This window comes from Paraburkholderia sp. GAS333, assembly GCF_050435665.1.
GTDB classification, from domain to species: Bacteria; Pseudomonadota; Gammaproteobacteria; order Burkholderiales; family Burkholderiaceae; genus Paraburkholderia; species Paraburkholderia fungorum_A.
Genome location: NZ_JBNDKS010000006.1, coordinates 135,676 through 160,868 on the forward strand (window position 1 = coordinate 135,676; position 25,193 = coordinate 160,868).

The 25,193-nt window shown below is 62.1% G+C and carries 25 protein-coding genes; 17 read left to right on the forward strand and 8 right to left on the reverse strand.

Features of this window, described 5'->3' with window-relative positions:
- The first annotated feature begins 41 nt into the window (after window positions 1-41).
- The 7 genes from urtB to ABH945_RS27930 all read left to right on the forward strand — a co-directional run bounded on the left by urtB (window position 42) and on the right by ABH945_RS27930 (window position 6,386).
- A complete protein-coding gene (gene urtB / locus ABH945_RS27900) occupies window positions 42-959 on the forward strand; it encodes an urea ABC transporter permease subunit UrtB (protein WP_074771391.1) in 918 nt (305 codons plus the stop codon).
- A gap of 52 nt (window positions 960-1,011) precedes the next feature.
- Entirely contained in the window at window positions 1,012-2,178 is a 1,167-nt protein-coding gene (gene urtC / locus ABH945_RS27905; RefSeq protein ID WP_429252706.1) for an urea ABC transporter permease subunit UrtC, read from the forward strand.
- A gap of 3 nt (window positions 2,179-2,181) precedes the next feature.
- Window positions 2,182-2,925, forward strand: coding sequence for an urea ABC transporter ATP-binding protein UrtD (gene urtD, locus ABH945_RS27910; protein WP_074771393.1), 744 nt, complete (start codon window positions 2,182-2,184; stop codon window positions 2,923-2,925).
- Window positions 2,926-2,945: 20 nt separating this feature from the next.
- Window positions 2,946-3,635 (forward strand): urea ABC transporter ATP-binding subunit UrtE, encoded by a 690-nt coding sequence (gene urtE, locus ABH945_RS27915; protein ID WP_429252707.1) that lies wholly within the window; start codon window positions 2,946-2,948, stop codon window positions 3,633-3,635.
- 52 nt (window positions 3,636-3,687) lie between these two features.
- Window positions 3,688-4,926, forward strand: a complete 1,239-nt coding sequence (fmdA, locus tag ABH945_RS27920; RefSeq protein WP_429252708.1) for a formamidase — start codon at window positions 3,688-3,690, stop codon at window positions 4,924-4,926.
- Window positions 4,927-4,951: 25 nt separating this feature from the next.
- Complete coding sequence (locus ABH945_RS27925; protein WP_429252709.1) at window positions 4,952-5,287, forward strand: FmdB family zinc ribbon protein; 336 nt, start codon at window positions 4,952-4,954, stop codon at window positions 5,285-5,287.
- A gap of 73 nt (window positions 5,288-5,360) precedes the next feature.
- Window positions 5,361-6,386 carry an aliphatic amidase gene (locus ABH945_RS27930; RefSeq protein WP_074771397.1) on the forward strand — a complete coding sequence of 342 codons (1,026 nt, stop codon included), beginning with the start codon at window positions 5,361-5,363 and terminating at the stop codon, window positions 6,384-6,386.
- Window positions 6,387-6,530: 144 nt separating this feature from the next.
- Here the strand turns inward: ABH945_RS27930 and ABH945_RS27935 are convergent, their stop codons facing one another.
- A complete protein-coding gene (locus ABH945_RS27935) occupies window positions 6,531-7,061 on the reverse strand; it encodes a hypothetical protein (RefSeq protein WP_429252710.1) in 531 nt (176 codons plus the stop codon).
- A 127-nt stretch (window positions 7,062-7,188) separates the two neighbouring features.
- Between ABH945_RS27935 and ABH945_RS27940 the strand changes: the two genes are divergently transcribed.
- From ABH945_RS27940 to ABH945_RS27950, 3 genes are all read left to right on the forward strand, one after another.
- Complete coding sequence (locus ABH945_RS27940) at window positions 7,189-8,664, forward strand: aldehyde dehydrogenase (protein WP_429252982.1); 1,476 nt, start codon at window positions 7,189-7,191, stop codon at window positions 8,662-8,664.
- 46 nt (window positions 8,665-8,710) lie between these two features.
- Entirely contained in the window at window positions 8,711-9,604 is an 894-nt protein-coding gene (locus ABH945_RS27945) for an NAD(P)-dependent oxidoreductase (protein ID WP_429252711.1), read from the forward strand.
- Window positions 9,605-9,750: 146 nt separating this feature from the next.
- Window positions 9,751-11,049, forward strand: a complete 1,299-nt coding sequence (locus tag ABH945_RS27950) for an MFS transporter (protein ID WP_429252712.1) — start codon at window positions 9,751-9,753, stop codon at window positions 11,047-11,049.
- A gap of 59 nt (window positions 11,050-11,108) precedes the next feature.
- Here ABH945_RS27950 and ABH945_RS27955 read toward each other — a convergent pair whose 3' ends face one another.
- The 3 genes from ABH945_RS27955 to ABH945_RS27965 form a co-directional block, all read right to left on the reverse strand.
- Window positions 11,109-12,017 carry a LysR family transcriptional regulator gene (locus ABH945_RS27955; RefSeq protein ID WP_074771401.1) on the reverse strand — a complete coding sequence of 303 codons (909 nt, stop codon included), beginning with the start codon at window positions 12,015-12,017 and terminating at the stop codon, window positions 11,109-11,111.
- Between the two features lie 131 nt (window positions 12,018-12,148).
- Window positions 12,149-13,552: an MmgE/PrpD family protein gene (locus tag ABH945_RS27960; RefSeq protein WP_429252713.1), complete on the reverse strand. Its 1,404-nt coding sequence runs from the start codon at window positions 13,550-13,552 to the stop codon at window positions 12,149-12,151.
- Between the two features lie 100 nt (window positions 13,553-13,652).
- Window positions 13,653-14,723: an amidohydrolase family protein gene (locus ABH945_RS27965; protein WP_429252714.1), complete on the reverse strand. Its 1,071-nt coding sequence runs from the start codon at window positions 14,721-14,723 to the stop codon at window positions 13,653-13,655.
- A gap of 313 nt (window positions 14,724-15,036) precedes the next feature.
- On the opposite strand from ABH945_RS27965, the gene ABH945_RS27970 reads away from it, so the two are divergent.
- The 6 genes from ABH945_RS27970 (at window position 15,037) to ABH945_RS27995 (ending at window position 20,706) form a co-directional block, all read left to right on the forward strand.
- Entirely contained in the window at window positions 15,037-16,401 is a 1,365-nt protein-coding gene (locus ABH945_RS27970; protein WP_429252715.1) for an LLM class flavin-dependent oxidoreductase, read from the forward strand.
- Between the two features lie 37 nt (window positions 16,402-16,438).
- Window positions 16,439-17,803, forward strand: a complete 1,365-nt coding sequence (locus tag ABH945_RS27975) for an acyclic terpene utilization AtuA family protein (protein ID WP_429252716.1) — start codon at window positions 16,439-16,441, stop codon at window positions 17,801-17,803.
- Between the two features lie 2 nt (window positions 17,804-17,805).
- Window positions 17,806-18,117, forward strand: a complete 312-nt coding sequence (locus ABH945_RS27980) for a DUF4387 domain-containing protein (RefSeq protein WP_429252717.1) — start codon at window positions 17,806-17,808, stop codon at window positions 18,115-18,117.
- A 53-nt stretch (window positions 18,118-18,170) separates the two neighbouring features.
- Complete coding sequence (gene ribB / locus ABH945_RS27985) at window positions 18,171-18,968, forward strand: 3,4-dihydroxy-2-butanone-4-phosphate synthase (protein ID WP_429252718.1); 798 nt, start codon at window positions 18,171-18,173, stop codon at window positions 18,966-18,968.
- Window positions 18,969-18,985: 17 nt separating this feature from the next.
- The gene (locus ABH945_RS27990; RefSeq protein WP_429252719.1) at window positions 18,986-19,483 is read left to right on the forward strand and encodes a flavin reductase family protein; all 498 of its coding nucleotides are present in this window, start codon (window positions 18,986-18,988) and stop codon (window positions 19,481-19,483) included.
- A gap of 269 nt (window positions 19,484-19,752) precedes the next feature.
- Complete coding sequence (locus tag ABH945_RS27995; RefSeq protein ID WP_429252720.1) at window positions 19,753-20,706, forward strand: LysR family transcriptional regulator; 954 nt, start codon at window positions 19,753-19,755, stop codon at window positions 20,704-20,706.
- A gap of 112 nt (window positions 20,707-20,818) precedes the next feature.
- Here the strand turns inward: ABH945_RS27995 and ABH945_RS28000 are convergent, their stop codons facing one another.
- On the reverse strand, window positions 20,819-22,198 hold the full coding sequence (locus ABH945_RS28000) for an MFS transporter (protein WP_429252721.1): 1,380 nt from the start codon (window positions 22,196-22,198) through the stop codon (window positions 20,819-20,821).
- A gap of 74 nt (window positions 22,199-22,272) precedes the next feature.
- A complete protein-coding gene (locus ABH945_RS28005) occupies window positions 22,273-22,434 on the reverse strand; it encodes a hypothetical protein (RefSeq protein WP_429252722.1) in 162 nt (53 codons plus the stop codon).
- A gap of 473 nt (window positions 22,435-22,907) precedes the next feature.
- On the opposite strand from ABH945_RS28005, the gene ABH945_RS28010 reads away from it, so the two are divergent.
- Window positions 22,908-23,255, forward strand: coding sequence for a hypothetical protein (locus ABH945_RS28010; RefSeq protein WP_429252723.1), 348 nt, complete (start codon window positions 22,908-22,910; stop codon window positions 23,253-23,255).
- A gap of 90 nt (window positions 23,256-23,345) precedes the next feature.
- Here ABH945_RS28010 and argE read toward each other — a convergent pair whose 3' ends face one another.
- On the reverse strand, window positions 23,346-24,515 hold the full coding sequence (gene argE, locus ABH945_RS28015; protein WP_429252724.1) for an acetylornithine deacetylase: 1,170 nt from the start codon (window positions 24,513-24,515) through the stop codon (window positions 23,346-23,348).
- Window positions 24,508-25,185: a DUF1028 domain-containing protein gene (locus tag ABH945_RS28020; RefSeq protein WP_429252725.1), complete on the reverse strand. Its 678-nt coding sequence runs from the start codon at window positions 25,183-25,185 to the stop codon at window positions 24,508-24,510. Before ABH945_RS28020 ends, argE begins: the two co-directional genes overlap by 8 nt.
- Window positions 25,186-25,193 lie beyond the last annotated feature (8 nt).

Here is a 25,193-nt window from a genome sequence, read left to right on the forward strand (position 1 = left end):
CTGCGCGGCGGTGCAATGCGCCGCCGCGCGAGGAGCGCTCGATGTCCGCTACCGATATTTTCAACATCACGCTGATGCAGGGCTTTGCCGGCCTGAGCCTGTTCAGCGTTCTGCTCCTGATGGGGCTGGGACTCGCCGTGATCTTCGGCCAGATGGGCGTGATCAACATGGCACACGGTGAATTCATGACGATCGGTGCTTATACCGTCTACATGTTTTCGTGGTTTGCGCAGAACGTCTGGCACGCGATTACGCCGGTGTACTTCTTCTTCGCGATCATCGCGGCGTTCGGTCTCGCGTTCGCGGCGGGCTGGCTCGCCGAATGGGCATTGATCCGCCATTTATACCGGCGTCCGCTCGACACGCTGCTCGCGACCTGGGGGCTGAGTCTCGGCATGCAGCAGGTGTTTCGCTCGACGTTCGGGCCGAAGGAAGTAAGCCCGGCGCTGCCCGACTGGCTGATGGGTTCGTGGGAGCCTGCGCCGGGTCTCGATATTCCAGTTAGCGGCATGTTCGTGATGGGACTTGCGCTGGTCATGACAGGCGGCTTGCTGCTCGCGCTCTACCGCTCGCGCTGGGGCCTGCGCGTGCGTGCCACGGTCGCCAACCGGCCGATGGCGAACGCGGCCGGCATCAACACACGGCGCACCGACAGGATGACCTTCGCGATCGGCTGCGGCATCGCGGGGGTGGCGGGCGCGGCGTTCACGGCGATCGGCTCGACCGGTCCCACCAGCGGCTCGCTTTATATCGTCGATTCGTTTCTGGTCGTCACCTTCGGCGGCGCGGCGAGCCTGCTCGGCACCGTGGCCTCGGCGTTCGGCATCGCGCAGATGCAGTCGATCAGCGAGTTTTTCCTGTCCGGTTCGATTGCGCGCGTTCTGACGCTGCTGACGGTCGTCGTGATCCTGATGCTGCGTCCGCAGGGACTCTTTGCGTCGAAAGTCCGGCGCGTGTGAGTGCGCGCGCCGTGCACGTCTCATTCACTGATTCATTCGTATGGAGATGGACATGGAACCCATCCAACCCGTAGCGGGGAGTGTTTCCCCGCGATCCGGTCCCGGCGCGCCGGGAGGCTGGCGCGCGCTAGCGATGCGGCTCGACGCGTCGGGTTACGTGGGCATCGCGATACTCGCGGTGCTGATCGTGGTCGTATTTCCACTCGCGCTGGATACGTTTCGCCTGAACCTGATGGGCAAGTACCTGACCTACGCCTTCGTAGCGTTAGGTCTCGTGATCGCGTGGGGATACGGCGGCGTGCTCAGTCTCGGACAAGGTGTGTTCTTCGGCCTTGGCGGTTACGCGATGGCGATGTTCCTCAAGCTCGAAGCGTCCGACCCGGTTGCCACGCACACGCAGACCACGCCCGGCATTCCCGATTTCATGGACTGGAATCAGATCACCGCGTTGCCGACATGGTGGAGACCGTTTCACTACCTGCCGTTTTCGATCCTTGCGGTGCTCGTCGTACCGACGGCTCTCGCGTTCGTCATCGGCTATGCGATGTTCAAGCGGCGCGTGGGCGGTGTGTATTTCGCGATCATCACACAGGCGGTCGCGCTGATTCTCTCGGTGCTGATCATCGGCCAGCAAGGTTATACGGGCGGCGTGAACGGCATTACCGATCTGCGTACGCTGCTCGGCTGGGACATCCGCACCGATCACGCGAAACTGGTTCTTTACTTCGTCAACGCGGTGCTGCTGATCGGCGCGCTGCTCGCCTGTCGCTGGGTCCAGCGCAGCAAGCTCGGCACGCTGCTGCTCGCGATGCGCGACAAGGAGGACCGCGTGCGCTTCTCCGGCTACGACGTCGCGATGTTCAAGGTGTTCGCGTTCTGTCTCGCGGGGATGCTGGCGGCTGTCGGCGGCGCGATGTTCACGTTGCAGGTGGGTTTCATGTCGCCGTCGTTCGTAGGCATCGTGCCGTCGATCGAGATGGTGATCTATGCGGCGATCGGCGGGCGTATGTCGCTGGTCGGTGCGGTGTACGGCGCGATTCTCGTCAACCTCGGCAAAAGCTGGTTCTCGGAGAGCTTGCCGAACCTCTGGCTCTACCTGATGGCAGCGATGTTCATCGGTGTCGTGATGGCGTTCCCGAACGGGCTCGCGGGTCTCTACGAAGAACATGCCCGGCCGCGTATCCGGCGCTGGCTCGGCGCAGCGAACAAGGGAGCATGACGCATGAGCAACACTGACTTTCTGCTCGCGGTCGAAGACCTGAGTGTGTCGTTCGACGGCTTCAAGGCGATCGATTCGCTGAATCTCTATCTGGAGCGCGGTGAATTGCGCGTCGTGATCGGGCCGAACGGTGCGGGCAAGACGACGCTGCTCGATCTGATTTGCGGCAAGACGAAGGAAACCGCCGGCAGCATCAAGTTTCGCAACGAGGAAATCACGAATCTCGCCGAGTTTCGGCGTGTGCGCAAAGGCATCGGCCGCAAATTTCAGACGCCGTCGATCTACGAAAACCTGAGCGTCGCGCAAAACCTCGAAGTGTCGTTTCCGCGCGGCCGCAGCGTGTTCGGCGCGCTGGCCTATCGTCAGGATGCCGAGGTGGCCGACCGGGTGCGTGCGGTCGCCGACGAGATCGGTCTTGCCGCTTCACTCGATCTCGAAGCCGGGCTGCTGTCGCACGGTCAGAAGCAGTGGCTTGAAATCGGCATGTTGCTGATGCAGGACCCCGAACTTCTGATGCTGGACGAACCGATTGCGGGCATGAGCGTGCGCGAGCGCGAAGTCACCGCGGAACTGCTCGATCGCATCTGCCGCAATCGCTCGATGATCGTGATCGAACACGACATGGCTTTCGTCGAGCGGATCGCACACAAGGTCACGGTCATGCATCAAGGCAAGATCCTCGCGGAAGGGCCGATGGCGCAGGTGCAATCCGACCCGCGCGTGATCGACGTCTATCTCGGCCACTGAATCTATACGGAGAACACATCATGCTGGAAGTCGACGACCTCGTGGTCAGCTACGGCCAGAGCGAAGTGCTGCACGGCATCGGATTTTCCGTGGCGAACGGCGAAAGCGTAGCGGTAATGGGCCGCAACGGCATGGGCAAGACAACGCTGTTCAAGGCGCTGATCGGCATGCTGCCCGCCAATCGCGGCACGGTGCGCGTGGGCGGCGCCGACGTATCGAAAGACGAAAGCTACCGGCGCGTCGCGAAAGGCATCGGCTATGTGCCGCAAGGCCGGCAGATCTTCGCGTCGTTGACCGTCGAGGAAAACATCCAGACGGGTCTCGAAAACGCCGCGACGACACTCGTTCCCGACGATCTTTACGCGCTTTTTCCCGTGCTGTTCGACATGCGTCGGCGCAAGGGCGGCAACCTGTCGGGCGGTCAGCAACAGCAGCTTGCGATTGCCCGCGCGCTCGCCACCGAGCCGAAAGTGCTGTTGCTCGACGAGCCCACGGAGGGCATTCAGCCATCCGTCATCAAGGACATCGCGAAGGCGCTCAACGAGATTCGCACGAGCCGCAACATCGCGATCGTGGTGTCCGAGCAGGTGTTGAGTTTTGCACTCGACGTCGCCGACCGGCTCTTCGTGATCGAAGGCGGCCGCTTCGTGCATCAAAGCACACGCGATGCGGGCGACACCGACCGCATCCGCGAATACCTCTCCGTATGAGTGCGGCTCACCGCACCGCATTTACCGACCCTCGAACCAAGGAGCGAACGCAATGCCCGACACTCTCATCAAGGTAGACCTGAACCAGTCGGCCTACGAAAACACGCAGGTGCACAACCGCTGGCACCCGGATATTCCGATGGCTTGCTGGGTCAAGCCAGGCGACGACTTCGTCCTCGAAACCTACGACTGGACCGGCGGCTTCATCAAGAACGACGACAGCGCCGACGACGTGCGCGACATCGACTTGTCGATCGTCCATTTTTTGTCCGGCCCGGTCGGCGTACACGGTGCGGAACCCGGTGACCTGCTGGTGGTGGACCTGCTGGATATCGGCGCCAAGTCCGATAGCCAGTGGGGCTTCAACGGGTTTTTCTCGAAGTCGAATGGCGGCGGTTTTCTCACCGATCAATTCCCTAGCGCGCAGAAATCGATCTGGGATTTTCACGGCCTCTACACCAACTCGCGCCACATTCCAGGTGTAAATTTCGCGGGCCTGATTCACCCGGGCCTGATCGGCTGCCTGCCCGATCCGAAGCTGCTCGAAACGTGGAACGCACGCGAAACCGGCCTGATCGCGACGGCGCCGGAGCGCGTGCCGCCGCTGGCGAATCCGCCGTTCGCGGCGACCGCGCATATGGGGCAGCTCACCGGCGACGCGCGCGACAAAGCGGCGGCGCAAGGGGCGCGCACCGTGCCGCCGCGCGAGCACGGCGGCAATTGCGACATCAAGGACCTGTCGCGCGGCTCGAAAGTGTTTTTCCCTGTCTATGTCGATGGCGCGGGACTCTCCGTCGGCGATCTGCACTTCAGCCAGGGCGACGGCGAAATCACGTTTTGCGGCGCGATCGAAATGGCGGGCTGGGTGCACATGCGCGTGAACCTGATCAAGGGCGGCATGGCGAAATACGGCATCCGCAATCCTGTCTTCCAGCCGAGCCCCATCACGCCGAATTACAACGATTACCTCATCTTCGAAGGCATTTCTGTCGACGAGCACGGTGGTCAGCATTATCTCGACGTGACGGTTGCTTACCGGCAGGCGTGTCTGAATGCGATCGAGTATCTGAAGAAGTTCGGTTACTCGGGCGCGCAGGCGTATTCGTTGCTTGGTTGTGCGCCGGTGCAAGGGCATATCAGCGGCGTGGTCGATATTCCCAACGCGTGCGCGACCTTGTGGCTGCCGACGCAAATATTCGACTTCGACATTCGCCCGAATGCCGATGGCCCCATCCAGCACATCAAGGGCGGCGTGGAATTGCCATGCTCGCCGGATCTGGTGAACGTCTGAGCCCACGCGACCAGGAGAACTTGTCATGCCGATCTACGACTTCGAATGTGCGAGTTGCGGCCCGTTTTCTGTCATGCGGCGCATGGCGGACCGTGAAAAACCCTGCCGATGTCCCGATTGCGGGGGCGAGAGCGGCCGGGTGATCAGTGCGCCTTCGCTGGCTCTGATGACGCACGCGCGCCGCTCGGCACACGCGACGAACGAGCGTGCGTCGCATGCGCCGCGACAGTCCGGTGACGGTCCGCCGTTGCGTCATCGTGCGGGATGCAGTTGCTGCTCGGGTGGCGGCACGAAGCTCGCCGGGACGGCTTCGGACGGACTCAAACGACCGGCAGGACGACCCTGGATGATCAGCCACTAGGGCGATGGTGGGGAAGCGGCGCGGGCGGCCGGAATGCCGCCCGCAATCCAGGCGTATTCAAGGAGGATCTGTCATGCGACATGGCGATATTTCGAGCAGTAAGGATTGCGTGGGCGTCGCGGTGGTCAACTACAAGATGCCGCGTCTGCATACGAAGGCGGAGGTGCTCGACAACGCGCGCCGGATCGCCGGCATGGTGGTCGGCATGAAGCAGGGACTGCCCGGCATGGATCTCGTGGTATTTCCCGAGTATTCGACGCACGGCATCATGTACGACCGGCAGGAGATGTTCGATACGGCGTCGACGGTGCCGGGCGAGGAAACGGAAATTTTCTCGGCGGCATGTCGCCAGGCCAATGTTTGGGGGGTGTTCTCGATCACCGGAGAACGTCACGAAGAGCATCCGCGCAAGGTGCCGTACAACACGCTCGTGCTGATCGACAATCACGGCGAGATCGTGCAGAAGTATCGCAAGATCATGCCGTGGACCCCGATTGAAGGCTGGTATCCCGGCGATCGTACCTACGTGACCGACGGGCCGAAGGGGATGAAGATCAGCCTGATCATCTGCGATGACGGCAACTATCCCGAGATCTGGCGCGACTGCGCGATGAACGGCGCGGAATTGATCGTGCGCTGCCAGGGCTACATGTATCCGGCCAAGGAGCAGCAGGTGATGGTGGCTAAGGCGATGGCTTGGATGAACAACACGTATGTCGCCGTGGCGAATGCGACGGGCTGGGACGGCGTGTATTCGTACTTCGGCCACTCGGCGATCGTGGGCTTCGACGGACGCACGCTCGGCGAGTGCGGCGAGGAGGAGATGGGCGTGCAGTACGCGGAGCTATCGCTGGGCATGATCCGCGACGCGCGGCGCAATATGCAGTCGCAGAACCATCTGTACAAACTTCTGCACCGTGGGTACACGGGCACGATCAATTCGGGCGACGGCGCGAACGGCGTGGCGGCCTGTCCGTTTGGATTCTATCGTGACTGGATTGAAGACCCCGAGGGCACGCGCCGTCGCGTCGAAGCGCTTACGCGTGCCACACCGGGCACGCCGGAGTGTCCTATTGAAGGGATTCCGAACGGGGAATAAGGGGGCGGGCGCGGTCATCCGGTTGCGGCGCTGCGCGGCGCTGGATGATCTGACACGGCTGGATCGCGGAATGGTCTGTACAGAACGGACCATCCATTCCGGCGAACCAGGAGTCGCGATATCCCGTTCAACAGCCGATTCAGGTCAGAGCGTGACGATCTGCTGTAACAGTGCCAGCGCTTTCACTTCGTCAAGACGGCCAGTCCGCGCTTTGCCCGCGAGCGTCTTGATGAGCGCCTCTGCGATCGGCGCGATACCGACCAGATCGTCCAGGCTGGTGACAGGCGCAGAACGACGCGGCTCCGCGACGATCTCGGTGAAAGAGGCTGGTGCGGGCTGCGGTTGAGAAGCGGGCGTGGGCGCATCGTTGTCAGCAGGTTGCGGGATTGCCAGATCAGAGCGAGCCGCGCGGGCTTGGTTCTGCTGCTCCACGACTTGCTCCGTCACGGTGGTAACTTTGTCCTGCTTCGCCTCAGACGATAGAGCGCGCCGATCGCTCGTGGTCGTCGCCGTCCTGTTTCCGGACTTTCCTGCCACCGCCTTCTCCGGTGTTATCGCTGCAAGCGGTTCCTGCTGACTGGATGCAAGCCGACCCGATGGCGGATCGAGCAGAGCCGAGACCGATTCGGGAACATCCGTGACCAGCCGCGGAACGTCGAGCCAGCCGGTTGGCAATCCAAGGCGTTCAGTGAAGCGTTGTGCTTTGAAATAACTGAACGTCGAATTCCGTATTGGACGACGTTGCTCCGTACTTCGTATAGTTCGCTGCCAGGAGGACAGACTACGAGGAGGAGTGACGGTGATAACCCAATATCAACTTTATATCGACGGCCGCCGCGTGGATGCGACGGACCGCCGTATGTTGCAAAGCATCAATCCCTACACCGCAGAAGTGTGGGCCGAAATTCCCGATGCCAGCGCAGCCGATGTCGCCAGTGCAGTCGCTGCCGCCAATCGCGCATTCACACAAGGCTGGCGTAACAGTTCGGGCGTGTCGCGAGCCGCGCTGATGCATCGGCTGGCGACACTGATCGAAGGCTCTGCCGATCGCATGTCGCTGATCGAAACCGCCGACAACGGCAAGCTCGTGCGCGAGACCCGTCCGCAAATGTTGTGGGTCGGGCGGCAACTGCGTTATTTCGCGGGCTACGCCGACAAGTTGTTCGGTCAGCATGTCCCCATCGATCAGCCGGATACGCTCGACTATGTGTCGATGGAGCCATATGGAGTGGTCGGCCTGATCACTGCCTGGAACTCGCCATTGGCATTGCTAGCGAACAAACTCGCGCCTGCTCTCGCGGCTGGTAACTGCGTCGTCGTGAAGCCGTCGGAACATGCATCCGCTTCGACACTCGAGTTCGCGTCGCTGGTCGAAGAGGCGGGTTTTCCTCCGGGCGTGTTCAACGTCGTCACGGGTGGCGCGGAGACCGGCCGCGCGCTGGTCGAAGATCCGGGTGTGGCACTGATCAGCTTTACAGGCAGTCCGCAAGTGGGCCGCCAGATTGCGGCTGCGGCGGGGCGGCGTCTCGTGCCGGTCAAACTCGAACTCGGCGGTAAATCACCCAACATCATCTTCGACGATGCAAGCCTCGATCACGCGGTCGTCGGTGCGCTCGCAGGTATTTTCGGTGCGACCGGACAAACCTGTGTCGCGGGCTCGCGCCTGCTGGTGCAACGCGGCGTCTATGACGAGGTAGTGGATCGCCTCGTCGAGCGAGCCCAGGCGATCCGCATGGGTGATCCGACCGACCCGCGCACGGAGATGGGCACGGTGGCCAATGAGCCGCAATATCGCCGCATCCTGTCGATCATCGACGAAGCGCAAAGCGCGGGCGCGCGTCTGGTCACAGGTGGACGGCGCGCGCGGGGACCGGGCCTCGAACAGGGCTATTTCATCGAGCCGACCATCTTTAGCGACGTCGACAATCGCAGCGCACTCGCACAGGAGGAGGTGTTCGGACCGGTGCTCGCCATCATTCCCTTCGACACCGAAGCTGAAGCCATCGCAATGGCCAACGACAGTCGATACGGCCTCGCCGCCGGCATCTGGTCGCGCGATATTTCCCGCGTCATGCGTGTCTCCAAAGCGTTGCAATGCGGCACCGTGTGGGTCAACACCTACCGGGCGTTGGCTGCTCAGGCGCCGTTTGGCGGATTCAAGGAATCGGGTATCGGTCGCGAGCGCGGCGACGCTGGGCTGCGCGAATATCTCACCACTAAAAACGTCATGATCGATTTCTCGGATTCCGTGCGCGATCCGTTTGCGATCCGGACATGACAGCAACCCAGCCAGTGTGCGTACTTTCTAATCTTGTGGAGCAGTCATGAATCAGGAATGGAGCCTCGGATTTGTCGGGCTGGGCGTAATGGGCGAACCGATGAGCACGAACCTCGTGCGCAAGTCGTCGTTGCCGGTGCATGTGTTCGACATGTCAGCAGAAGCCGTCGCCCGGGTGGTCGAGCACGGCGCGTCGGCGGCGGATTCGATCGAAGCGCTTGCGCAGCAGGCAGATATTGTGTTTCTCTCGCTGCCTTCCATCGAGCAGGTGAAAGAGGTGTGCGCGGCGCTGGTGGCGTCGCACGGCCGGGTGAAGATGATCGTGGATATGAGCACTAGCGATGTAGCCGGCACGCGTGAACTGGCCGCCACGCTCGCGGAGAAGGGCATCGATTTCGTCGATGCGCCGGTTGCCCGCACGCGCGAAGCGGCGGTACAGGGTACGTTGTTCATCACCGTCGGCGGCACTGAGAAGCACGTGAGCATGCTGCGGCCTTTGCTCGAATGCATGGGTTCGGACGTGCTTCATTGCGGTGATATCGGCAGCGGTCAGACGGTGAAGATCCTGAACAACATGATGGTTTTCATGACCGTCAACGCATTGTCCGAAGTCCTGACGATCGGCAGGCGCGCGGGGCTCGACGGCGAGGTGCTGTTCAACCTGCTGTCGAAAGGCTCGGCCGACAGTTTCGTGCTACGCAATCACGGCATGAAGTCGCTGATGCTGGACAAGTTTCCGGAGAAGGTTTTTCCGCTGGTGTATGCGATCAAGGATGCCGCGTTGGCACTCAACCTCGCCAGGCAAGGCGAATTCGCGCCGCACATTGCGCAATACACTTATGACCTGATGTGCCGGACGCGCGATGCGGGTTTTGGACAGAACTATCACCCGGCCATTGTGCAAATGGTGGATGGGCGCATCACCGCATCCAGCGATTGAACGACTGCCGGTTGATGGACGGCGAAGTAATCGTCGTCCCGTTTTTCTGAAAGGCCAGACGAATAACGAAACGGCACGGGACAGATCGCTGATCTTCAGCACAGCGCGTGTGACTGCATCCGATGCCGAATAAAGGAGACGAATCCATGACAAGCATCGAAGCCAGTACTATCCGCAAGGTTCGCCTGCACATTGTTCTGCTGCTGATGGTCTGTTACTTCGCGGCCTATCTGGATCGCGTCAACCTGAGTTTCGCCGCACTCTCGATGAATCATGATCTCGGCCTGTCGCCGGCGATATTCGGCGCGGGGGCCGGCATCTTCTTTCTCGGCTACGTGCTGTTCGAGGTACCGAGCAACCTGATGTTGCGGCGCTTCGGCGCACGTCGCTGGTTCGCGCGGATCATGCTGTCGTGGGGCGTGATATCGCTGCTGTTCGCGTTCGTTCACAACACCGCCGGTTTTCTTGGTTTGCGATTCCTGCTCGGTGCCGCCGAAGCCGGCTTCTTCCCAGGCGTGATGCTGTTTCTGACGGACTGGCTGCCCTCCGCTTATCGCGGGCGCATGGTCGCGTGGTTCGCTGTCGCGCTGCCGATGTCCGCGGCGCTCGGCGCACCGATCTCGGGATGGATCCTCAATCTGCATGGTGCGCTGGGACTGCATGGCTGGCAGTGGTTGTTCCTGCTCGAAGCGCTGCCTTCGCTCGTGCTTGGCATAGTGGTGCTGCGCGTGCTGGCCGATTCTCCGGCCAACGCGCGTTGGCTCGAACCGCAGGAGCGCGCGTGGCTGGAGCAGACACTGGCCGTCGAGCGCCGCGCGTTGCCGCCTTCGAGTTCGCACGGCGCGTGGCATGCGCTGTGCAATTCGCGGGTGTGGCTGCTGGGTTTCATCTATTGCGGCATCGTCGCGGCAAATTATGGAGTCAGCTTTTTTCTGCCGCAGATCGTGCAGGCGTTCGGCGTGAGCGTGAGCCAGGTGGGACTGCTGTCAGCGCTGCCGTTCGTGGCTGGCGCAGCGGGATTGATCTGGTGGGGCGCGCGTTCAGATCGTAAGCGTGAACGGCGCTGGCATCTGATGATCCCCGGTATCGTCGCGGTGCTCGCATTGAGTGCGGCGGCGCTGACCGAACAACCCGTGCTCCGCCTCGGCGCACTCACGGTGGCAGGCTTCGGCGCGTTCGCCAGCATCTCGGTTTTCTGGACAATTCCCGCGGCGATGCTGTCTGAAACAGAAGCACCTGCGGGCTTCGCCGTGCTGAGTTCGATCGGTAATGTAGCGGGATTTTTCGCGCCGTTTGCGGTGGGCGTACTCAAGCAGATGACGGGTACGTTTTCGAGCGGGCTGCTCGCATTGGCGATATTTATCGCGTTGACGGTGGTGGTGGCGTCGTCGGTGGTGAGGCCTGTTGTTCGGGCGACGCCGGATCTGGTGAAAGGGGAAGCCTGAACTGCGCGTGGGCGATGACTGTCTACATGCCGCATGTCGGCGCAATGTTTGCCTGCGAGCTACGGGGCCACCGCCTGCTGCAACGACTCAGTCAGTTGCGGCAGGATTCGCTTCGTCACCTGCAGCGTCAGCGCCGACGCCCGTTTGTCGCTCCAGATGGCTTCCATTCGTACGCGACCTTCGGTTGGTCGCAGTTCGCGGAAACAGAGTCCCGGGAAAGCACTGTGCGCATAGGAGAGCGGCACCACGGACACCCCGAAACCCAACCGCACCATCTGAAAGATGATCAGCGGATTGCGCGCCATGTGCTTGAACTCGGGACTGAAACCCGCATCGATGCACGACGCGACGACCGCATCGAACACCGCCGGCCCGTGTTCGCGCGAGAGTGCGATCATCGGCTCAATCGCGAGGTCGGACAGAGAGAAGTCGGTGGAATCGGCCAGTCGATGGCCTTCGGGAAGCACGGCCGCGAGAGGTTCGCTAAAGATCGGCATGTGATGCAGTTTCATCCGGTCGGGCTGAACGTGAACGATGCCGATGTCGAGCGTTCCCTGCGCGACGGCAATGACCTGATCTTTCGACTGCATATCGCTGACCGACACGTCGACGTGCGGGAAAGTCGTGCGCATCAGGTCCAGAAATCGCGGCATCACGCCGAACAACGCCGACGTGGCGACCCCCAGCCGCAATACACCCGCATCGGATTGTGCAGTTCGGACAGTGGCATTGATAGCGACGCGCAACTGGCCGAGCAGAACCCGGCTCTCCTGGAGAAAGACCGCGCCCGCGTCCGTCAACCGGACCTCGCGACGGGTACGCGCCAGCAGCGTCACCCCCATCTCCTCTTCGAGCGATTTGATGTGTTGTGAGAGAGGAGGCTGGGACATGTGCAGCCGCTCCGCGGCCCGGCTGAAACTCAGTTCTTCAGCAACTGCGACGAAGGAGCGAAGGTGCCTCATGTCCATAGCACGGAGCCTTTAAGAATCAGCGGAAAGAGTCGAAGCCGGCCGGTTAGCGATGCACCGCCCGGATGGGCGGCGGCCCCGGCTCAGTCGTGGCTACTGAGCGCCGATTCTAGCAGGCACTGCGCCACGGATCAGGCGAGCGCCCGCGTGATGCTTCGCACGGGGGTGTCCCGGGAAGCGCCCAGCAGGGTATCGAGCGCGGCATCGACCTGGCTGGCGGGCAAACCGATGCTCGCGTTGCCGCGAAACTTGGAGACGATCTCCGTGAGACTCAACGCGCGCTCGCCGCTTCCGAGATTGATCGGCACCTTGACGCGCAGCGTGCCGCCGTCGACAAGCCGCACCGATACCGCACCGGAGAAGTACTTCGGGAATTGCGACTCCGTTTCCGCGATGCATTCGACCTTCGCCGCGAGCTTCAGGATGTCGGGGTCCCGCAAGCTCTCGTCGCTGAGCTCCGCCAACGTGAAGCGACCGCGCAGCAGACAGGCCGCGATGACGAATTGCGCACTGAACTTGGCTTCGTAATCGCTTTTCGGCACACGCTTGGCGGCGGCAGGCTCGGCGACGATCGCGAGGGTGGCGGCGGGCAACTCGCAAGTGATACCTGCTATGCGATCGATCGAACCTGTCTGTTCGCGCAATTGCAATGCGGCTTCGGCGCATCCGTGAATGAAATGGCAAACCGGATAGGGCTTGATCGACGTATCGAGCAGGGTCCACTGTCGACCCAGACCTTCGGCGATGGAATCGGCGTCGACTTCACCGGCAAGCGCTTGCAGGTGTGTATCGAAGAGTCCGAATTTGCCTTCGTACGGCCGATCCGGTCCGGCGAATCCGGCTTGCGCCATGTGCGCCGCCGTGATACCCGACAGCGCGCCCCAGCCCGGATGCATGCGTTTGGTCCACGCGCCGTTTTCCAGGAACACCTGGATACCGGACGTCGTGCTCCCGGCAATGCCCTGCGCGGACACGAGTTGATCGAGGCTCAGCCCGAGCAGCTTACCGGCGACGATCGCCGCACTAAAGTGCGAGACGATGCCGGTCGCGTGGAAGCCGACATGATGGAAGCCGCCTTTGACCGCCCGGCCCAGCCGGATGGCGGTCTCCATTCCCGCCGCGTAGGCGGTGATGAGCTCGCCCCAACTCATGTCGCGTGCTTCGGCGATGGCCAGTGCCGCAGGCAGGCAGGCCACGGTCGGATGCACGATGCTGGCCGGATGCGTGTCGTCGAAATCGAGGCCGTGCATCAGGTAGCCATTGGCGAACGCGGCGTCGCGAGGCGACAGCTTGTCGCCGCTGCCGATCACCGTTGAGTCGCCGGCGGCACCCGCGGCACGGATGCCCGCGAGACCCGCCTTCGCGAATGGGAAATTGTGCGACGCAAACGCCAGTCCGATCGCATCGACGATGTGATGGACCGACTTGTTCCAGACCGTATCTGGAATGGCCGCGAGCTGCAGATCGAGCGTGAAGCGCGCGAGGGATTGCGCGAGATTGCCTGACGGTTGGCGTAAAACGGAGGTGCTATGCATGGGGTCTCCAGGATCAGGCATGGCGGAATAGGATCCCGGCACTTGCGTGCGAGGGTCAGAAAGCGTTGCGACGCAATAGTCAGCGCGAGCTCGGTCAACGTTAGCGACCGGCGTCGCCGATCCGATACGTTCGCGCTGCGGTGTTATAGAAAAGGTCTTGTTTTTCCGACTCGCTGGCGTCAACGGCGAGTCTCTTGAAGGCGTTCCACACCGTGGCATAGCTCGCGGACGCCCGGTCGACCGGGAAATTGCTCTCGAACATGCAGCGGCTCGCACCGAAGGTTTCGATCACCTCGGTCACCGTGGGCCGCCAGGCATCGGCAAGCGTGGCCGACGATGGCGGGTTCGGCTGACTGATGAAGTCGTAGCCGAACACCGTAGTCCCATAGCCGCCGATCTTCATCACGATATTGGGGCAGGCGGCAAGCGGCGCGAGCAGCGGCAACCATTCGTCGAACGCTGCCTTCTGGCGCTCCGCGTAAGGTCCAACCCCAAGCAGGCCGCCGATGTGATCGACCACGATGGTCGATTCCGGCACGCTGCGCGCCAGCTCGATCACATCCTGAAGTTGCGTGTGATACACCCAGGCGTCGAACGTCAGTCCGAGTCGGGCGAGCTGCCGGACGCCCGCGCGAAACGCAGTGTTCGCATAGAGCCCGACGGGCGGTCGCGGCAGCACGCCATGCTGAAACGATTCGTGACGCGAGGCGGCAAAGCGGATACCGCGAAAACGTCCTTTGCCCGCGTCGATCTGTGCACCCAGCACCGGCTCGACCGCATCCCCGAGTAGCAGATCGGCGAAGCCGACGATCCCGGCTGCAACATCGGTATTCGCGCCGCGCGCTTTGGCCGCTTCGGCGAGCCGCACCACGGCGTCGGTTTCGCCCACGGGCTTCATCGATTCGTCGCCTGATTGACGATATTCCCAGCCGCATTGCACGTAGACCGTGCTTTCGATCCGGTGACCGGCGCCGGTATCGCGCAGCAGGTCGTCGAGTCCGTAGCCTCCCCAGTGATGCGAGAAGTGATGATGCGGATCGATGATCCGTCGCTGCGGGTCCAGCGCGGGCTCCTGAGCGCTGCCGAGCCACTCGGCACTTGGGGAGCGGGTTTGCAGAAGCGGCGGGTTGTTGTGGACGGTGCCCGGCGTGGGCTGCGTTGACAGGTTCACGAAACGTCTCCTCCAGGAAAATTGCCCGGACCTTGCAATGAATCTGTTCGACGCCCATTGCGGTTTTTCGGGTCTATTCGTCAAGCGGATGAATACGCGGCCGATGCTCGTATTCATTCGTGTGAAGCCGTGAAAGTGTCGCACTCAAGGCCTGGCGACAAGCATAACCGGATCGATGTGCGGCCCGGATAGCGCGATTCATTCGATATGCCTATAGATCTATCGAACTGTGCAAATTGTCCCAAGTGGTCCGCGGGAATACCTTTGCTTCCGTGCACACCGTTGCCAGAACCATCACAAGGACAATCACATCATGAGTTCCAACAAGCCTCGACAAATGGCGCTGGTCGCTTTCCTTCAGGCGCAGAACTGCAGCAACTACGCGGGCTCGTGGCGGCATCCGTCGAGCATGACGGACTATCTGACTCCCGAGTACTACCAGCGCGTGGCACGTACCCTGGAAGAAGGCAAGTTCGACATGGCGTTCTTCGACGACCGTCTTGCGATGCCCGATATCTACGGCAATAGCCATCGCGAGACGGTCCGCTACGGCGTGCGCGCGATCAAGCTCGAACCGACTTCCGTGCTGATGGCGATGGGCATGGTCACCTCCCGTCTCGGCCTCGGCGCGACGTATTCGACGACTTACTACGAGCCGTATCACGTTGCCCGCCTGTTCGCCACGCTCGATCTGATGACGAAAGGACGCGTGGCCTGGAACGTGGTGACGTCGATGAACGACTCGGAGGCCGCCAACTTCGGCGCCGACGAACATCTCGAACACGACGCCCGCTACGACCGCGCCGACGAATTCATGGAAGTGGTGATGGGCCACTGGGACACGTGGCGCGAAGGCGCGATCGTGGCCGATAAGCAGGAAAGCTATTTCGCCGATCCGTCGAAGGTGACGCGTCTCGATCACAACGGACGCTTCTTCAATTCACGCGGACCGTTGACCGTACCGCGTTCATCGCAGGGGCATCCGGTGATCCTGCAAGCGGGGCAGAGCGGTCGCGGCCTTGCCTTTGCCGCCCGCTGGGCCGAAGTGGTGTTCGCCAAATATCCGACGCTCGAGAACGGCATCAAACAGTACCAGGCGCTGAAGGCGGGCGCGGCAGCGGCCGGGCGCGATCCTGACTCGCTCAGGATTTGCGCGGAAGTGAAGATCATCGTGGGCGCGACGGAAGCCGAGGCGCGCGAGAAGCACGAGGTGATCGCGGCGCTGTCGCGGCCCATCGACGGTCTCACGATGATCGGCGAAACGTTGAATATCGACTTCGCGGGCCGCCCCTACGATCAGCCGTTCACCGACGAGGAACTCGCCGCCGTGTCATGGCAAAGCCTGCGCGACAAGGTGGTGCAGGTCAGCGGCAAAAAGAATCCGTCGGTGAAGGACTTCGTCGAGGCGTCCGGTCGCGGCACGCTGCGCGACGGACCGTGCTTTGTCGGCACAGGCGAGCAGGTCGCGGAGCAGATGATCGAATGGTTCGACAAGGCATGCGATGGTTTTGTATTGTCGGCGACTTATGTGCCGGGAACGTACGAGGACATCGTGCGTCTGGTGATCCCCGAATTGCAGAAGCGCGGCGTGTTCCGCAAGGAATACGAGGACGACACGCTGCGCAGTCATCTGGGTCTGCGCAAACCGTTGGCGGGCGACTGGCGCAAGCCGTCGTGAGCGTGAGTCGAGCATCTATCCAGGAGAACCCGTCACAATGACCAGCAAGACTGTACGCATGATGTCGGCGAGCGGCATCCTCGGGTATGGCTTTCCCGAGGCATCGATTCGGGCGGCGATGGAGCGCAAGCCGCACATGTTCGGTGTCGACGGTGGCAGTTCGGACCCCGGCCCGTTTTACCTCGGCTCCGGCAAAACGCTGAACTCGCGGCTTGCGATGAAGCGCGACCTGTCACTGCTGCTGCGTGCTGCGATCGCCTCCGGCGTGCCGATGATGGTCGGCACCGCGGGCGGCGCAGGTGGTGAGCCGCATCTTCAGGTCTGCGCGGAGATCGTGCGCGAAATCGCCCGTGAGCATGATCTGCATTTCAGAATGGCGCTGATCCACGCGGAGCAACCGGCGGCCTATATCAAACAGCGGCTTGGCGAAGGCCGTATCAGAGCGCTCGACGACGCGCCGCACCTCGACGAGCAGGTGCTGGACGGCGCGAAACGGATTGTCGGCATGATGGGTCCCGAGCCGTATCGCACCGCGCTGGAAGCTGGCGCGCAGGTGATTCTCGGCGGACGCGGCACTGATCCGTCGCCGTGGGTCGCGCTCGCGATGCATCACGGCATGCCGGCGGCCTCGTCGTGGTATGCGGGAAAAATGCTGGAGTGCGCGTGCAACGCCGCTATTCCGAAGAAGCATGACTGCCTGCTCGTGACGGTCGGCGAAGACTATGTTGAAGCGGAACCGATGAATCCCGAGTTGCGCTGCACGCCGTTGTCGGTGGCCGTGCAGGCATTGCACGAGACGTCGAGTCCGGTGATCCGTCATGAGCCTGGCGGCCTCGTGGACACCACCGATTGCCGGATCGAGGCCGTCACCGATCGCGTGGTGCGCGTGTCGGGCATGCGCTGGCAGCCGCAGCCTTATTCGATCAAGCTGGAGGGTGTGCGCAGCGTCGGCTTCAGTACTGTGACGTTTGCCGCGACCCGGGACCCCGGGCTGATCGCGCAAATCGAAACGTTTCTCGATTTCGTGCGCGAATCGACGCGCACGAAAGTGTCCGCACTCGGCATCAACTCCGACGATTATCAACTGGTGCTGCGCACATACGGCCACAACGGCGTGATGGGCGCGTGGGAGCCGGCGACGGGCGTCGTACCGATCGAGATGGCGATCATTGCGGAGGTCGTGGGCAAAACGCAGGAGATCGCCAACGCGGCGCTGTCGCTGACGCGAGTGACCTTGCTGCATTCCGACTTCGCGGGCCGGATGTGCCGCGAAGGCAACATGGCGTTTCCATTCTCGCCGTCGGATATCGAGCGCGGCGAAGTCTACGAATTCATTCTGCAGCACGTCGTGTTGCCCGACGATCCGCTGGAAATGTTCCCGATCGACTACGAGGAGGTGTGACGATGGTCCGTCTCAAAGACATTGCGAAGGCCTGCAAGAGCAAGAACGCAGGACCGTTCCATATCACGCTCGACATCATGTTCGACGACCGTTCGCTGTTCGAGAAGGTCCGCGAGTCGGGCGTCATCACGGCGGAGCGGATTGCGGCGCTCTATCAGGTCGAGGTCGGGCAAGTCCGGTTCACCGAGTATCCGCCCGCGCTGGCGTGGAAAGCGACGCTGCCGCGCCGGATCGCCTCGGGTGCGATCGGCGACACGGACATTTACGGCGCGCAGCAGCATGCGCCTTTGCTCGATATCGAAGTGCCGCTGTAACGAGCGCCTCGCTGACTTTCTGTTTGACGCAAATGGACGCAAGGGTAATCAATATGCAAGACGCTAATTCCACGCTCGATGCACGCGCAGACGACGCATCGTACGACGCAGGCGAGGTCTGCAAGCGCAGCAGCTTTTTTATCGAGCCGGCCGACGAACGAAGCCGCCAGGGTAGCCCATTGACCGACCCGTTGACGCGCGCTGCATCGCTTCGACGCCGTGCCGATCCGACGGCCGCGTTCGACAGTGTGCCGGCCGCGATACGGGCGATCGAGCGTGGCGAGTTCGTCATCGTGGTCGACGACGAGGATCGCGAGGACGAAGGTGATCTGATCATCGCCGCCGACGCGATGACGCCCGAAGCTCTCGCGTTCATGGTGCGGCACACCAGCGGTCTGATTTGTATCTCGATGCCGGGCCGCGTGCTCGATCGCCTTCAATTGCCGCCGATGGTGCAGGAGAACGACGAGTCCTTTCGCACGGCGTTCACCGTCAGCGTGGATCTTCGCCACGGCGTCACCACGGGCATTTCGGCGGCCGACCGCGCCGCGACGATCAACGCGCTCGCGTCGACGAAATCGGTGGCTGCCGACTTCGTGCGTCCCGGTCACGTGTTTCCGCTACGAGCCCGCGAGGGCGGTGTGGTGGAGCGCCCAGGTCACACCGAGGCCGCTTACGACCTCGTGCGGCTGGCGGGGCGCGGCTACGCCGGTGTGCTTTGCGAACTGGTCAACGAAGACGGAACGATGGCGCGGCGAGCCGATCTGGTGCGCTTTGCGGTCGCGCATCGGATCGTGCTCGTATCGATTGCACAAATGGCCGCGTATTGTGCGGCGTTAGAAACAGCCTGATTTTTTGGGGAAAAACCATGGACGCCATCGACAGCAAAATTTTGCGCAACACGCTTGGCGCATTCACCACAGGCGTGACGGTCATCACTACGCTGGGCGCCGACGGACGGCGTTACGGCGTCACCGCCAATTCGTTCAGTTCCGTCTCGCTCGCGCCGCCTCTCGTGCTCTGGAGCCAGTCGACTACGTCGCGCAGTCATCCTGCTTTCCGCGACACAGAACGGTTCGTGGTCAACATCCTCGCCGTCGATCAGATTCACGTGTCGGATCGCTTCGCCAAGTCCGGCGACGACAAGTTCGACGGCGTCGAAATCGACGAAGGTGTCGCCGGTTTGCCGATCATTCGCGGCGCGTCTGCGTTCCTCGAGTGCCGGAAGATGGCGACGTACCCCGGCGGCGATCACGTGGTGTTTCTCGGCCTGGTCGAGAACGTGTTTCGCGGCGACCGCCCGCCGCTTGCGTTTCGTGACGGCAAATACCTGACCCGTCTGCTCCACGATCTCGCCGAAGCGTAAGCCGAAGCTGGCTGATTCATCTCGACATGCGCCGGCTCCGGGATGGATGCCGGCGCTCGCGCATGCGAAGGCGAAACGGCCACGGCTGGTTGCAAACCTACGCGTTTTCCCTGGTCGAGCACGCATCCGCGACATCAATCTACAGCTTACGCTGCGTGCTACCATCGCCAGCACATCAACGATGCCGTATACCTCTCGCGTTCGAGCGTTCGTACGCTCCGACGGCGGCGCGGTAGCGGCCCGGACGATTCTCGATCCTTGCCGACCTCATGGACAATCCCTCGTTTCGCTTTCACCTGCCCGAGCTGGAAACATTTCTGGTAGTCCTCGAAGAAGGGCAGTTCAGCAAAGCGGCTGAGCGTCTCTGCATCTCGCAGCCCACCGCGTCGAGTCGGGTCAAAAAGCTGGAATCCGTACTACGGGTGCAGCTTCTGGTGCGCACGACCCGGCGCGTCGAACCCACCGAAGAAGGCCGCTTGCTGCAAGCTGCGGCGATCGACGCGCTCGGCGGTCTGTATGACATTTTGCGTCAGTTCCGCGACCGCTCCGACGCCGCGCGCAATCGTGTCGTCGTTGCCGCGACGCCGATGATCGCGGCAACCTTCATGCCGCAGATCATTCATTCGTATTGCGAGCGCTTTCCGGACGTGAGTGTCCAGCTCAAGGACATGCCGTATGAAAACGTGCTCAAGGCGATCGCCGACGGCACGGCCGATCTCGGCGTCGCGGCGGTCGACGGTGACCACGACAACCTGCTGTTTCGTCCGCTGGCGGAGGAGCCGGTTGTGTTGATGGCGCCGTCCGCTCATCCGATTACGCAAGCGAAAGAGGTGACGATCGACATGCTGTTGCCTTATCGGCTGATTCTGCTGGCGCGTTACAGCGACCTGCGTCAGCGGCTGGCGATGGCCTTCGGCGAACGCGGCGCTGTGTTCGATGCGACGACGGCGGCGACGTTGCCGACGCTGCTCGGCATGATCGACACGGGAGGCTTTCTGACCTTCATGCCACGATCGCTCGCAGAGTCGAATGCGCGGCGCAATCGCGCCACGCTCGAACTCACGGACTTTCACGCCACGCGGTCTTACGGCAGCATCGTGACGCGCAAGGCGTTGCCGACTGCGGCGATCACGAGCTTTCGCGAGCATCTGCATCAGCAATTCGAGTCGTTGATTCCGGATGCCGGCGCGGTGCCGCTGGACGCCGGTCGCTCGGCTGCATGACATCGCGTTGCCTTCCGATTTCGATTTCCCCAGCGTACTGAACAAACGATCACGCCACCGCGATTGAACGGTGGCGTGATCTGGAAGCGCGGCAGGAAGAGGCGTCAGCCCATCACATAGGGCTACTGCCGATTACGGTGGCTGCAGGACTGGTGTCGCTGACGGCGTGGCTGGACTCGCCCACGTAGCCCACCGGATGCACCTGACGACGCAGCTTCATGTAGCCGATGCCGCCCAGCGTCGCGATGAACCCGGCAACCGACACCATGCCGGCCAGATACACCCACGAACCCGTCTTGTGCATTAGCCATTCGGCGAGGAGCGGAGTGGGGGCGCTGAACAGAATCGACGCGATCGCTCCCGACACCGCGACGCCGGTGTAGCGGTACTCGGCGGGGAACAGTTCGGCGCTCATGCTGCCGACCACGCCATAGGTGGTGACCTGTCCGCAAACCATCGTCAACGATAGGGCAAGACCGACCAGCACCGGACTGGCCGTATTGAGCGTCAGGAATAAAGGAACGCTGCACAGCACCGCAAACAGCGTTCCGAAGAAAAATACCCGATGCGCGCCGATCCGGTCCGCGTAGGAGCAGATGATCGGAAAGGCGATCAGATCGATCAGCGAGGCAATCATCACAAGTCTGAAGGTGGTTGCCTGCGGCATCTTCAGATGGAACGTTGCGTACGACACGAAGTAGGTGGCTACTATGTAGAACACGACCGCAAATGACGCGGACATCGCGGTGGCCACCAGCGTGGGCAGCTTCGCATGGCGCAGCACGTCTGCGATCGGGAGCTTCACGCGCCGGCCAGCCGCCTTCATGCGTTTGAAGTCTTCGGATTCCGCGACGCCGAGCCGGATGAAAAGGCCGATCAGCACGAGCGCGAAGCCCGCAATGAAGGGCACACGCCAGCCCCATGCGAGGCGCGCGTCAGGTGGCAACAGGCCGACGAGCGCCATGGCTCCCGTCGACAGAAACAGCCCGAAGCCGCTGCCCATTTGCGGCGCCGCGCCGTAGAGCCGAACCTTGTGCCGTGGCGCATTTTCGACTGCCACCAGCACGGCGCCGCCCCATTCTCCGCCAACCGCGAGACCTTGCAGCAGACGCAGCGTGACCAGCAGAACCGGGGCGAGTACGCCGATCTGCTGGTAAGTCGGGAGTATTCCGATCGCGCCGGTGGCCGTGCCCATCAGCATGAGCGTGAAGATCATCGTCGACTTGCGGCCGATGCGATCGCCGAGGTGGCCAAACACGAACGCGCCGAGTGGACGGGCGAGGAAGGCCACACCGAACGACGCGAAGGCGATCAGCCGTGCGATCGCGGGATCTTTGTTCGGGAAGAACAGCGGTCCGAAATACAGTGCGGCTGCGGTGCCGTAGATGAAGTATTCATACCATTCCACCGATGTCCCGACGCAACTGGAAATCAGTGCGCGCCGCGCCTGTCTGGCCTTGTCGACCCGGGTCCGGATGTTCTGCTCTGCCATGTTGTCTCCTGATTTGAATAATGGACGGTGAGCTGGGCGTCGAAATTACTACGGAGGCACCAGAGCCGATTACGTCATATTCTCGTCAAGTGACGGCGCGGCATCCATGCGATGAACAAATACACTGATTGGGTTTGCGGATGAATGAGCGGAAGATGCTCGGCGGAATACGGCTGGACCATCTTCAACCGGTCGAGTTCGCGCATGTTCAGTGTCACCAGTTTGGCTTGACGCATGCCAGCCTCCCGTAATCCGACCGGAAGCACCCAGCATCGCACCAGCAGCAAAACCCGACATCTGTATCTTGCTGGAACACGACATTCTCATATTGCCGCTACAGACTTTCTGTTGATAATTTACGTTATGTCAAATTTAACCGAATATAGAAAACCATCTTGCTAGCCAAACACCGCAGAAAATCAGCGCCGCCCTCAACTGACCGCGCGTCATTACTTTCCCAATGCCGCCCCAGCGGCCTCCGGCCGACCCGCTTGCGACCCGCTTGCGACTCGCCGAGCTTGCGCATGATAATGCACACGGTATGCAACGTGGATCCGCACAGGACAAAGCACTCGAAGTTCCACCGCGTAAATCTTTGTTCTAAAGGGGCGACCCTCGCATCAGCAATTCAACCTCAAACCATCGAATTTGAGCTCGCTGCTGCGTTCACCCTTGAAACCGCGTCGGGATAACGGCGATTGGAGATGTAATGCAATTCGACAGGCAGCAGGAAAGGCTCGGACAGAACGGTGCAACCCTGCGTCCTCGACCGCCGGGCTTATTGACGAAGGTGCTGGCCGTAGTAATAGGCGCTGCACTGCTCGTCGTGGGGTTCGCCGTTTCGCTCGTGATGTTGGCAGTGCTACTTGGGGCTGCCATCGTGATCGGCGGCATCATCTGGTGGAAGACGCGCGATCTGCGCAAACAGCTTCGTGAGCAGGCAATACGCGCCCAGCAGACGCACGAACAGGAAGTACGCGAGCGCGCGGGCCAGCGTATGGATACCGGCGATGTGATCGAGGACGTCGAATTCCACGAGGAAAATCGACAGAAATAAGCGCTGCATCGTGACCGCGCTACCGGTTCTCAGGTCTGCCGCCGACAGACTCGATAGTGAAAGTGCGGCTACCTCACTCGCTCTCTCCGTTCAGTGACTCGCGCCTTCGCTCAGGTGTTGCGCGAGCCGCGCAAGCATTGCATCGCATTGCTGCAACTGCTCAACCGTGATGAACTCGTCCGGCTTGTGGCCCTGGTCCATGCTGCCCGGCCCGCACACCACGGTCGGAATACCCGCGTTCGTGAACAGCCCGCCCTCGGTGCCGAACGCCACGGTGCCGAAGTCATCCGATCCGCTTAGATGGGCGACCAGACGCGCTGCGTCGCTGTCGGGCGATGTGGCGAGTCCAGGATACGCATTGAGCGGTTCCAAACGGATATCGGTATTGGCCTGCACCTTGCGCATTTTCTGTAGCAATTCGGTTTGCGCATAGGCCTGAAGACGCTCGGCGACCGTATTCGCGTCGAAGCCCGGCACCGAACGCACTTCGAAATCGAATGCGCATTCGGCGGGCACGATGTTCAGCGCGCGTCCGCCTTTGATGACACCTGTCTGCACCGTCGAAAACGGCGGATCGAAACGCTCGTCGCAATACTGCGACTGCGTGAGTTCGTCGCCGATTGCTTCGAGCCGGTTGATGAGCTGCGCCGCGTACTGGATCGCGTTGACGCCATAGGGTGCATACGCCGAATGGCACGCCGCGCCTTTCACGTGACAGCGCATCGCGAGCTTGCCTTTGTGACCGAGCACCGGCTTCATTCCGGTCGGCTCGCCGATCAGGCAAACACGCGGCTTGTGCGCACGCTCCTGAATATCCGCGAGCATCGAGCGAACCCCGAGACAGCCTACTTCCTCGTCGTACGAGAACGCCAGATGCACCGGCATGTCGAGCTTGCGCGCGACCAGCATCGGCACCGCGGCGAGCACCGACGCGAGATAGCCCTTCATGTCGGCCGTGCCGCGTCCATGCAGACGGCCGCTCTTTTCGGTGAGACGGAACGGATCGACGGTCCACGCCTGGCCGTCGGTCGGCACCACGTCCGTATGACCGGAGAGCACGATGCCGCCCTTGTCGCGCGGTCCGATCGTGGCGTAGAGATTCGCTTTGGTGCGCTCGTCGTTATGAAACAGCTCGGATTCGACGCCGTGATCGGCCAGATATTGCTGAACGAACGCGATCAGTTCGAGATTCGGATCGCGGCTGACAGTCGCAAAACTGACCAGACGCTCCAGCACCGCGCGGCTCGATAGCTCACTCATCGCCGGGCACTCCATAGCTCGGCGCCGTGGTCGGATCGAGTGCGCGCGTCACGTAGTCGTTCATCTGCGGGCGATACGCTTGCCACAGTGAATCGAGTTGGCCGATCGGATCGTGGTCGGCCCAATCCACCCGCAGATCGACCACCGGCCACACTTGCGTATCGGCGATCTTCAACGCGGCCGAATGTACCGGGCCCGCTTCCCCACCTGCTTTCGTCGCCGCGTGCATCGCCGCGAGCAGACGGTCGGCGAGCATGCCCTGCGCCGCTTCGAACGCTGTCGTCATCGCGTCGATCACATGCGGGCCGGCCAGCATGTTGCCCGCCGCGACGCACTGTTCGCCCGCCACCGCGTGATGCACGCCGAGCGCGTGCTGGCCGGTGAATACCGCCGTGCGGCCTTGCGAATCGACCACCGTCACCTGACGATATTCGCTCCACGCCTGCTCGCTCAACGCCCGCTCGAGTGCGGCCTCGGGACTCAATTGCTCACGCTCGATCAGATCGAGAATCAACGGACCGAGCGCGGGCAGCGTGACATTTTGCGTCGCCACTGCAGCGACGCCCGCGCGTACCCATGGACAGCGCGCGCCAACCGAAATGCTCGACGAACTGATGGCGATGCCGAGTTGACCCGTCTCACGGCAACGTCCGACGATCGAGAATGTCATGCGTTGCT

What these genes read in the sequence shown, in the direction of transcription:
- urtB (WP_074771391.1), top strand. Translation starts at nt 42, where the DNA reads ATGTCCGCTACCGATATTTTCAACATCACGCTGATGCAGGGCTTTGCC.
- urtC (WP_429252706.1), top strand. Translation starts at nt 1,012, where the DNA reads ATGGAACCCATCCAACCCGTAGCGGGGAGTGTTTCCCCGCGATCCGGT.
- urtD (WP_074771393.1), top strand. Translation starts at nt 2,182, where the DNA reads ATGAGCAACACTGACTTTCTGCTCGCGGTCGAAGACCTGAGTGTGTCG.
- urtE (WP_429252707.1), top strand. Translation starts at nt 2,946, where the DNA reads ATGCTGGAAGTCGACGACCTCGTGGTCAGCTACGGCCAGAGCGAAGTG.
- fmdA (WP_429252708.1), top strand. Translation starts at nt 3,688, where the DNA reads ATGCCCGACACTCTCATCAAGGTAGACCTGAACCAGTCGGCCTACGAA.
- ABH945_RS27925 (WP_429252709.1), top strand. Translation starts at nt 4,952, where the DNA reads ATGCCGATCTACGACTTCGAATGTGCGAGTTGCGGCCCGTTTTCTGTC.
- ABH945_RS27930 (WP_074771397.1), top strand. Translation starts at nt 5,361, where the DNA reads ATGCGACATGGCGATATTTCGAGCAGTAAGGATTGCGTGGGCGTCGCG.
- ABH945_RS27945 (WP_429252711.1), top strand. Translation starts at nt 8,711, where the DNA reads ATGAATCAGGAATGGAGCCTCGGATTTGTCGGGCTGGGCGTAATGGGC.
- ABH945_RS27950 (WP_429252712.1), top strand. Translation starts at nt 9,751, where the DNA reads ATGACAAGCATCGAAGCCAGTACTATCCGCAAGGTTCGCCTGCACATT.
- ABH945_RS27955 (WP_074771401.1), bottom strand. Translation starts at nt 12,017, where the DNA reads ATGGACATGAGGCACCTTCGCTCCTTCGTCGCAGTTGCTGAAGAACTG.
- ABH945_RS27960 (WP_429252713.1), bottom strand. Translation starts at nt 13,552, where the DNA reads ATGCATAGCACCTCCGTTTTACGCCAACCGTCAGGCAATCTCGCGCAA.
- ABH945_RS27970 (WP_429252715.1), top strand. Translation starts at nt 15,037, where the DNA reads ATGAGTTCCAACAAGCCTCGACAAATGGCGCTGGTCGCTTTCCTTCAG.
- ABH945_RS27975 (WP_429252716.1), top strand. Translation starts at nt 16,439, where the DNA reads ATGACCAGCAAGACTGTACGCATGATGTCGGCGAGCGGCATCCTCGGG.
- ABH945_RS27980 (WP_429252717.1), top strand. Translation starts at nt 17,806, where the DNA reads ATGGTCCGTCTCAAAGACATTGCGAAGGCCTGCAAGAGCAAGAACGCA.
- ribB (WP_429252718.1), top strand. Translation starts at nt 18,171, where the DNA reads ATGCAAGACGCTAATTCCACGCTCGATGCACGCGCAGACGACGCATCG.
- ABH945_RS27990 (WP_429252719.1), top strand. Translation starts at nt 18,986, where the DNA reads ATGGACGCCATCGACAGCAAAATTTTGCGCAACACGCTTGGCGCATTC.
- ABH945_RS27995 (WP_429252720.1), top strand. Translation starts at nt 19,753, where the DNA reads ATGGACAATCCCTCGTTTCGCTTTCACCTGCCCGAGCTGGAAACATTT.
- ABH945_RS28000 (WP_429252721.1), bottom strand. Translation starts at nt 22,198, where the DNA reads ATGGCAGAGCAGAACATCCGGACCCGGGTCGACAAGGCCAGACAGGCG.
- ABH945_RS28005 (WP_429252722.1), bottom strand. Translation starts at nt 22,434, where the DNA reads ATGCGTCAAGCCAAACTGGTGACACTGAACATGCGCGAACTCGACCGG.
- ABH945_RS28010 (WP_429252723.1), top strand. Translation starts at nt 22,908, where the DNA reads ATGCAATTCGACAGGCAGCAGGAAAGGCTCGGACAGAACGGTGCAACC.
- argE (WP_429252724.1), bottom strand. Translation starts at nt 24,515, where the DNA reads ATGAGTGAGCTATCGAGCCGCGCGGTGCTGGAGCGTCTGGTCAGTTTT.
- ABH945_RS28020 (WP_429252725.1), bottom strand. Translation starts at nt 25,185, where the DNA reads ATGACATTCTCGATCGTCGGACGTTGCCGTGAGACGGGTCAACTCGGC.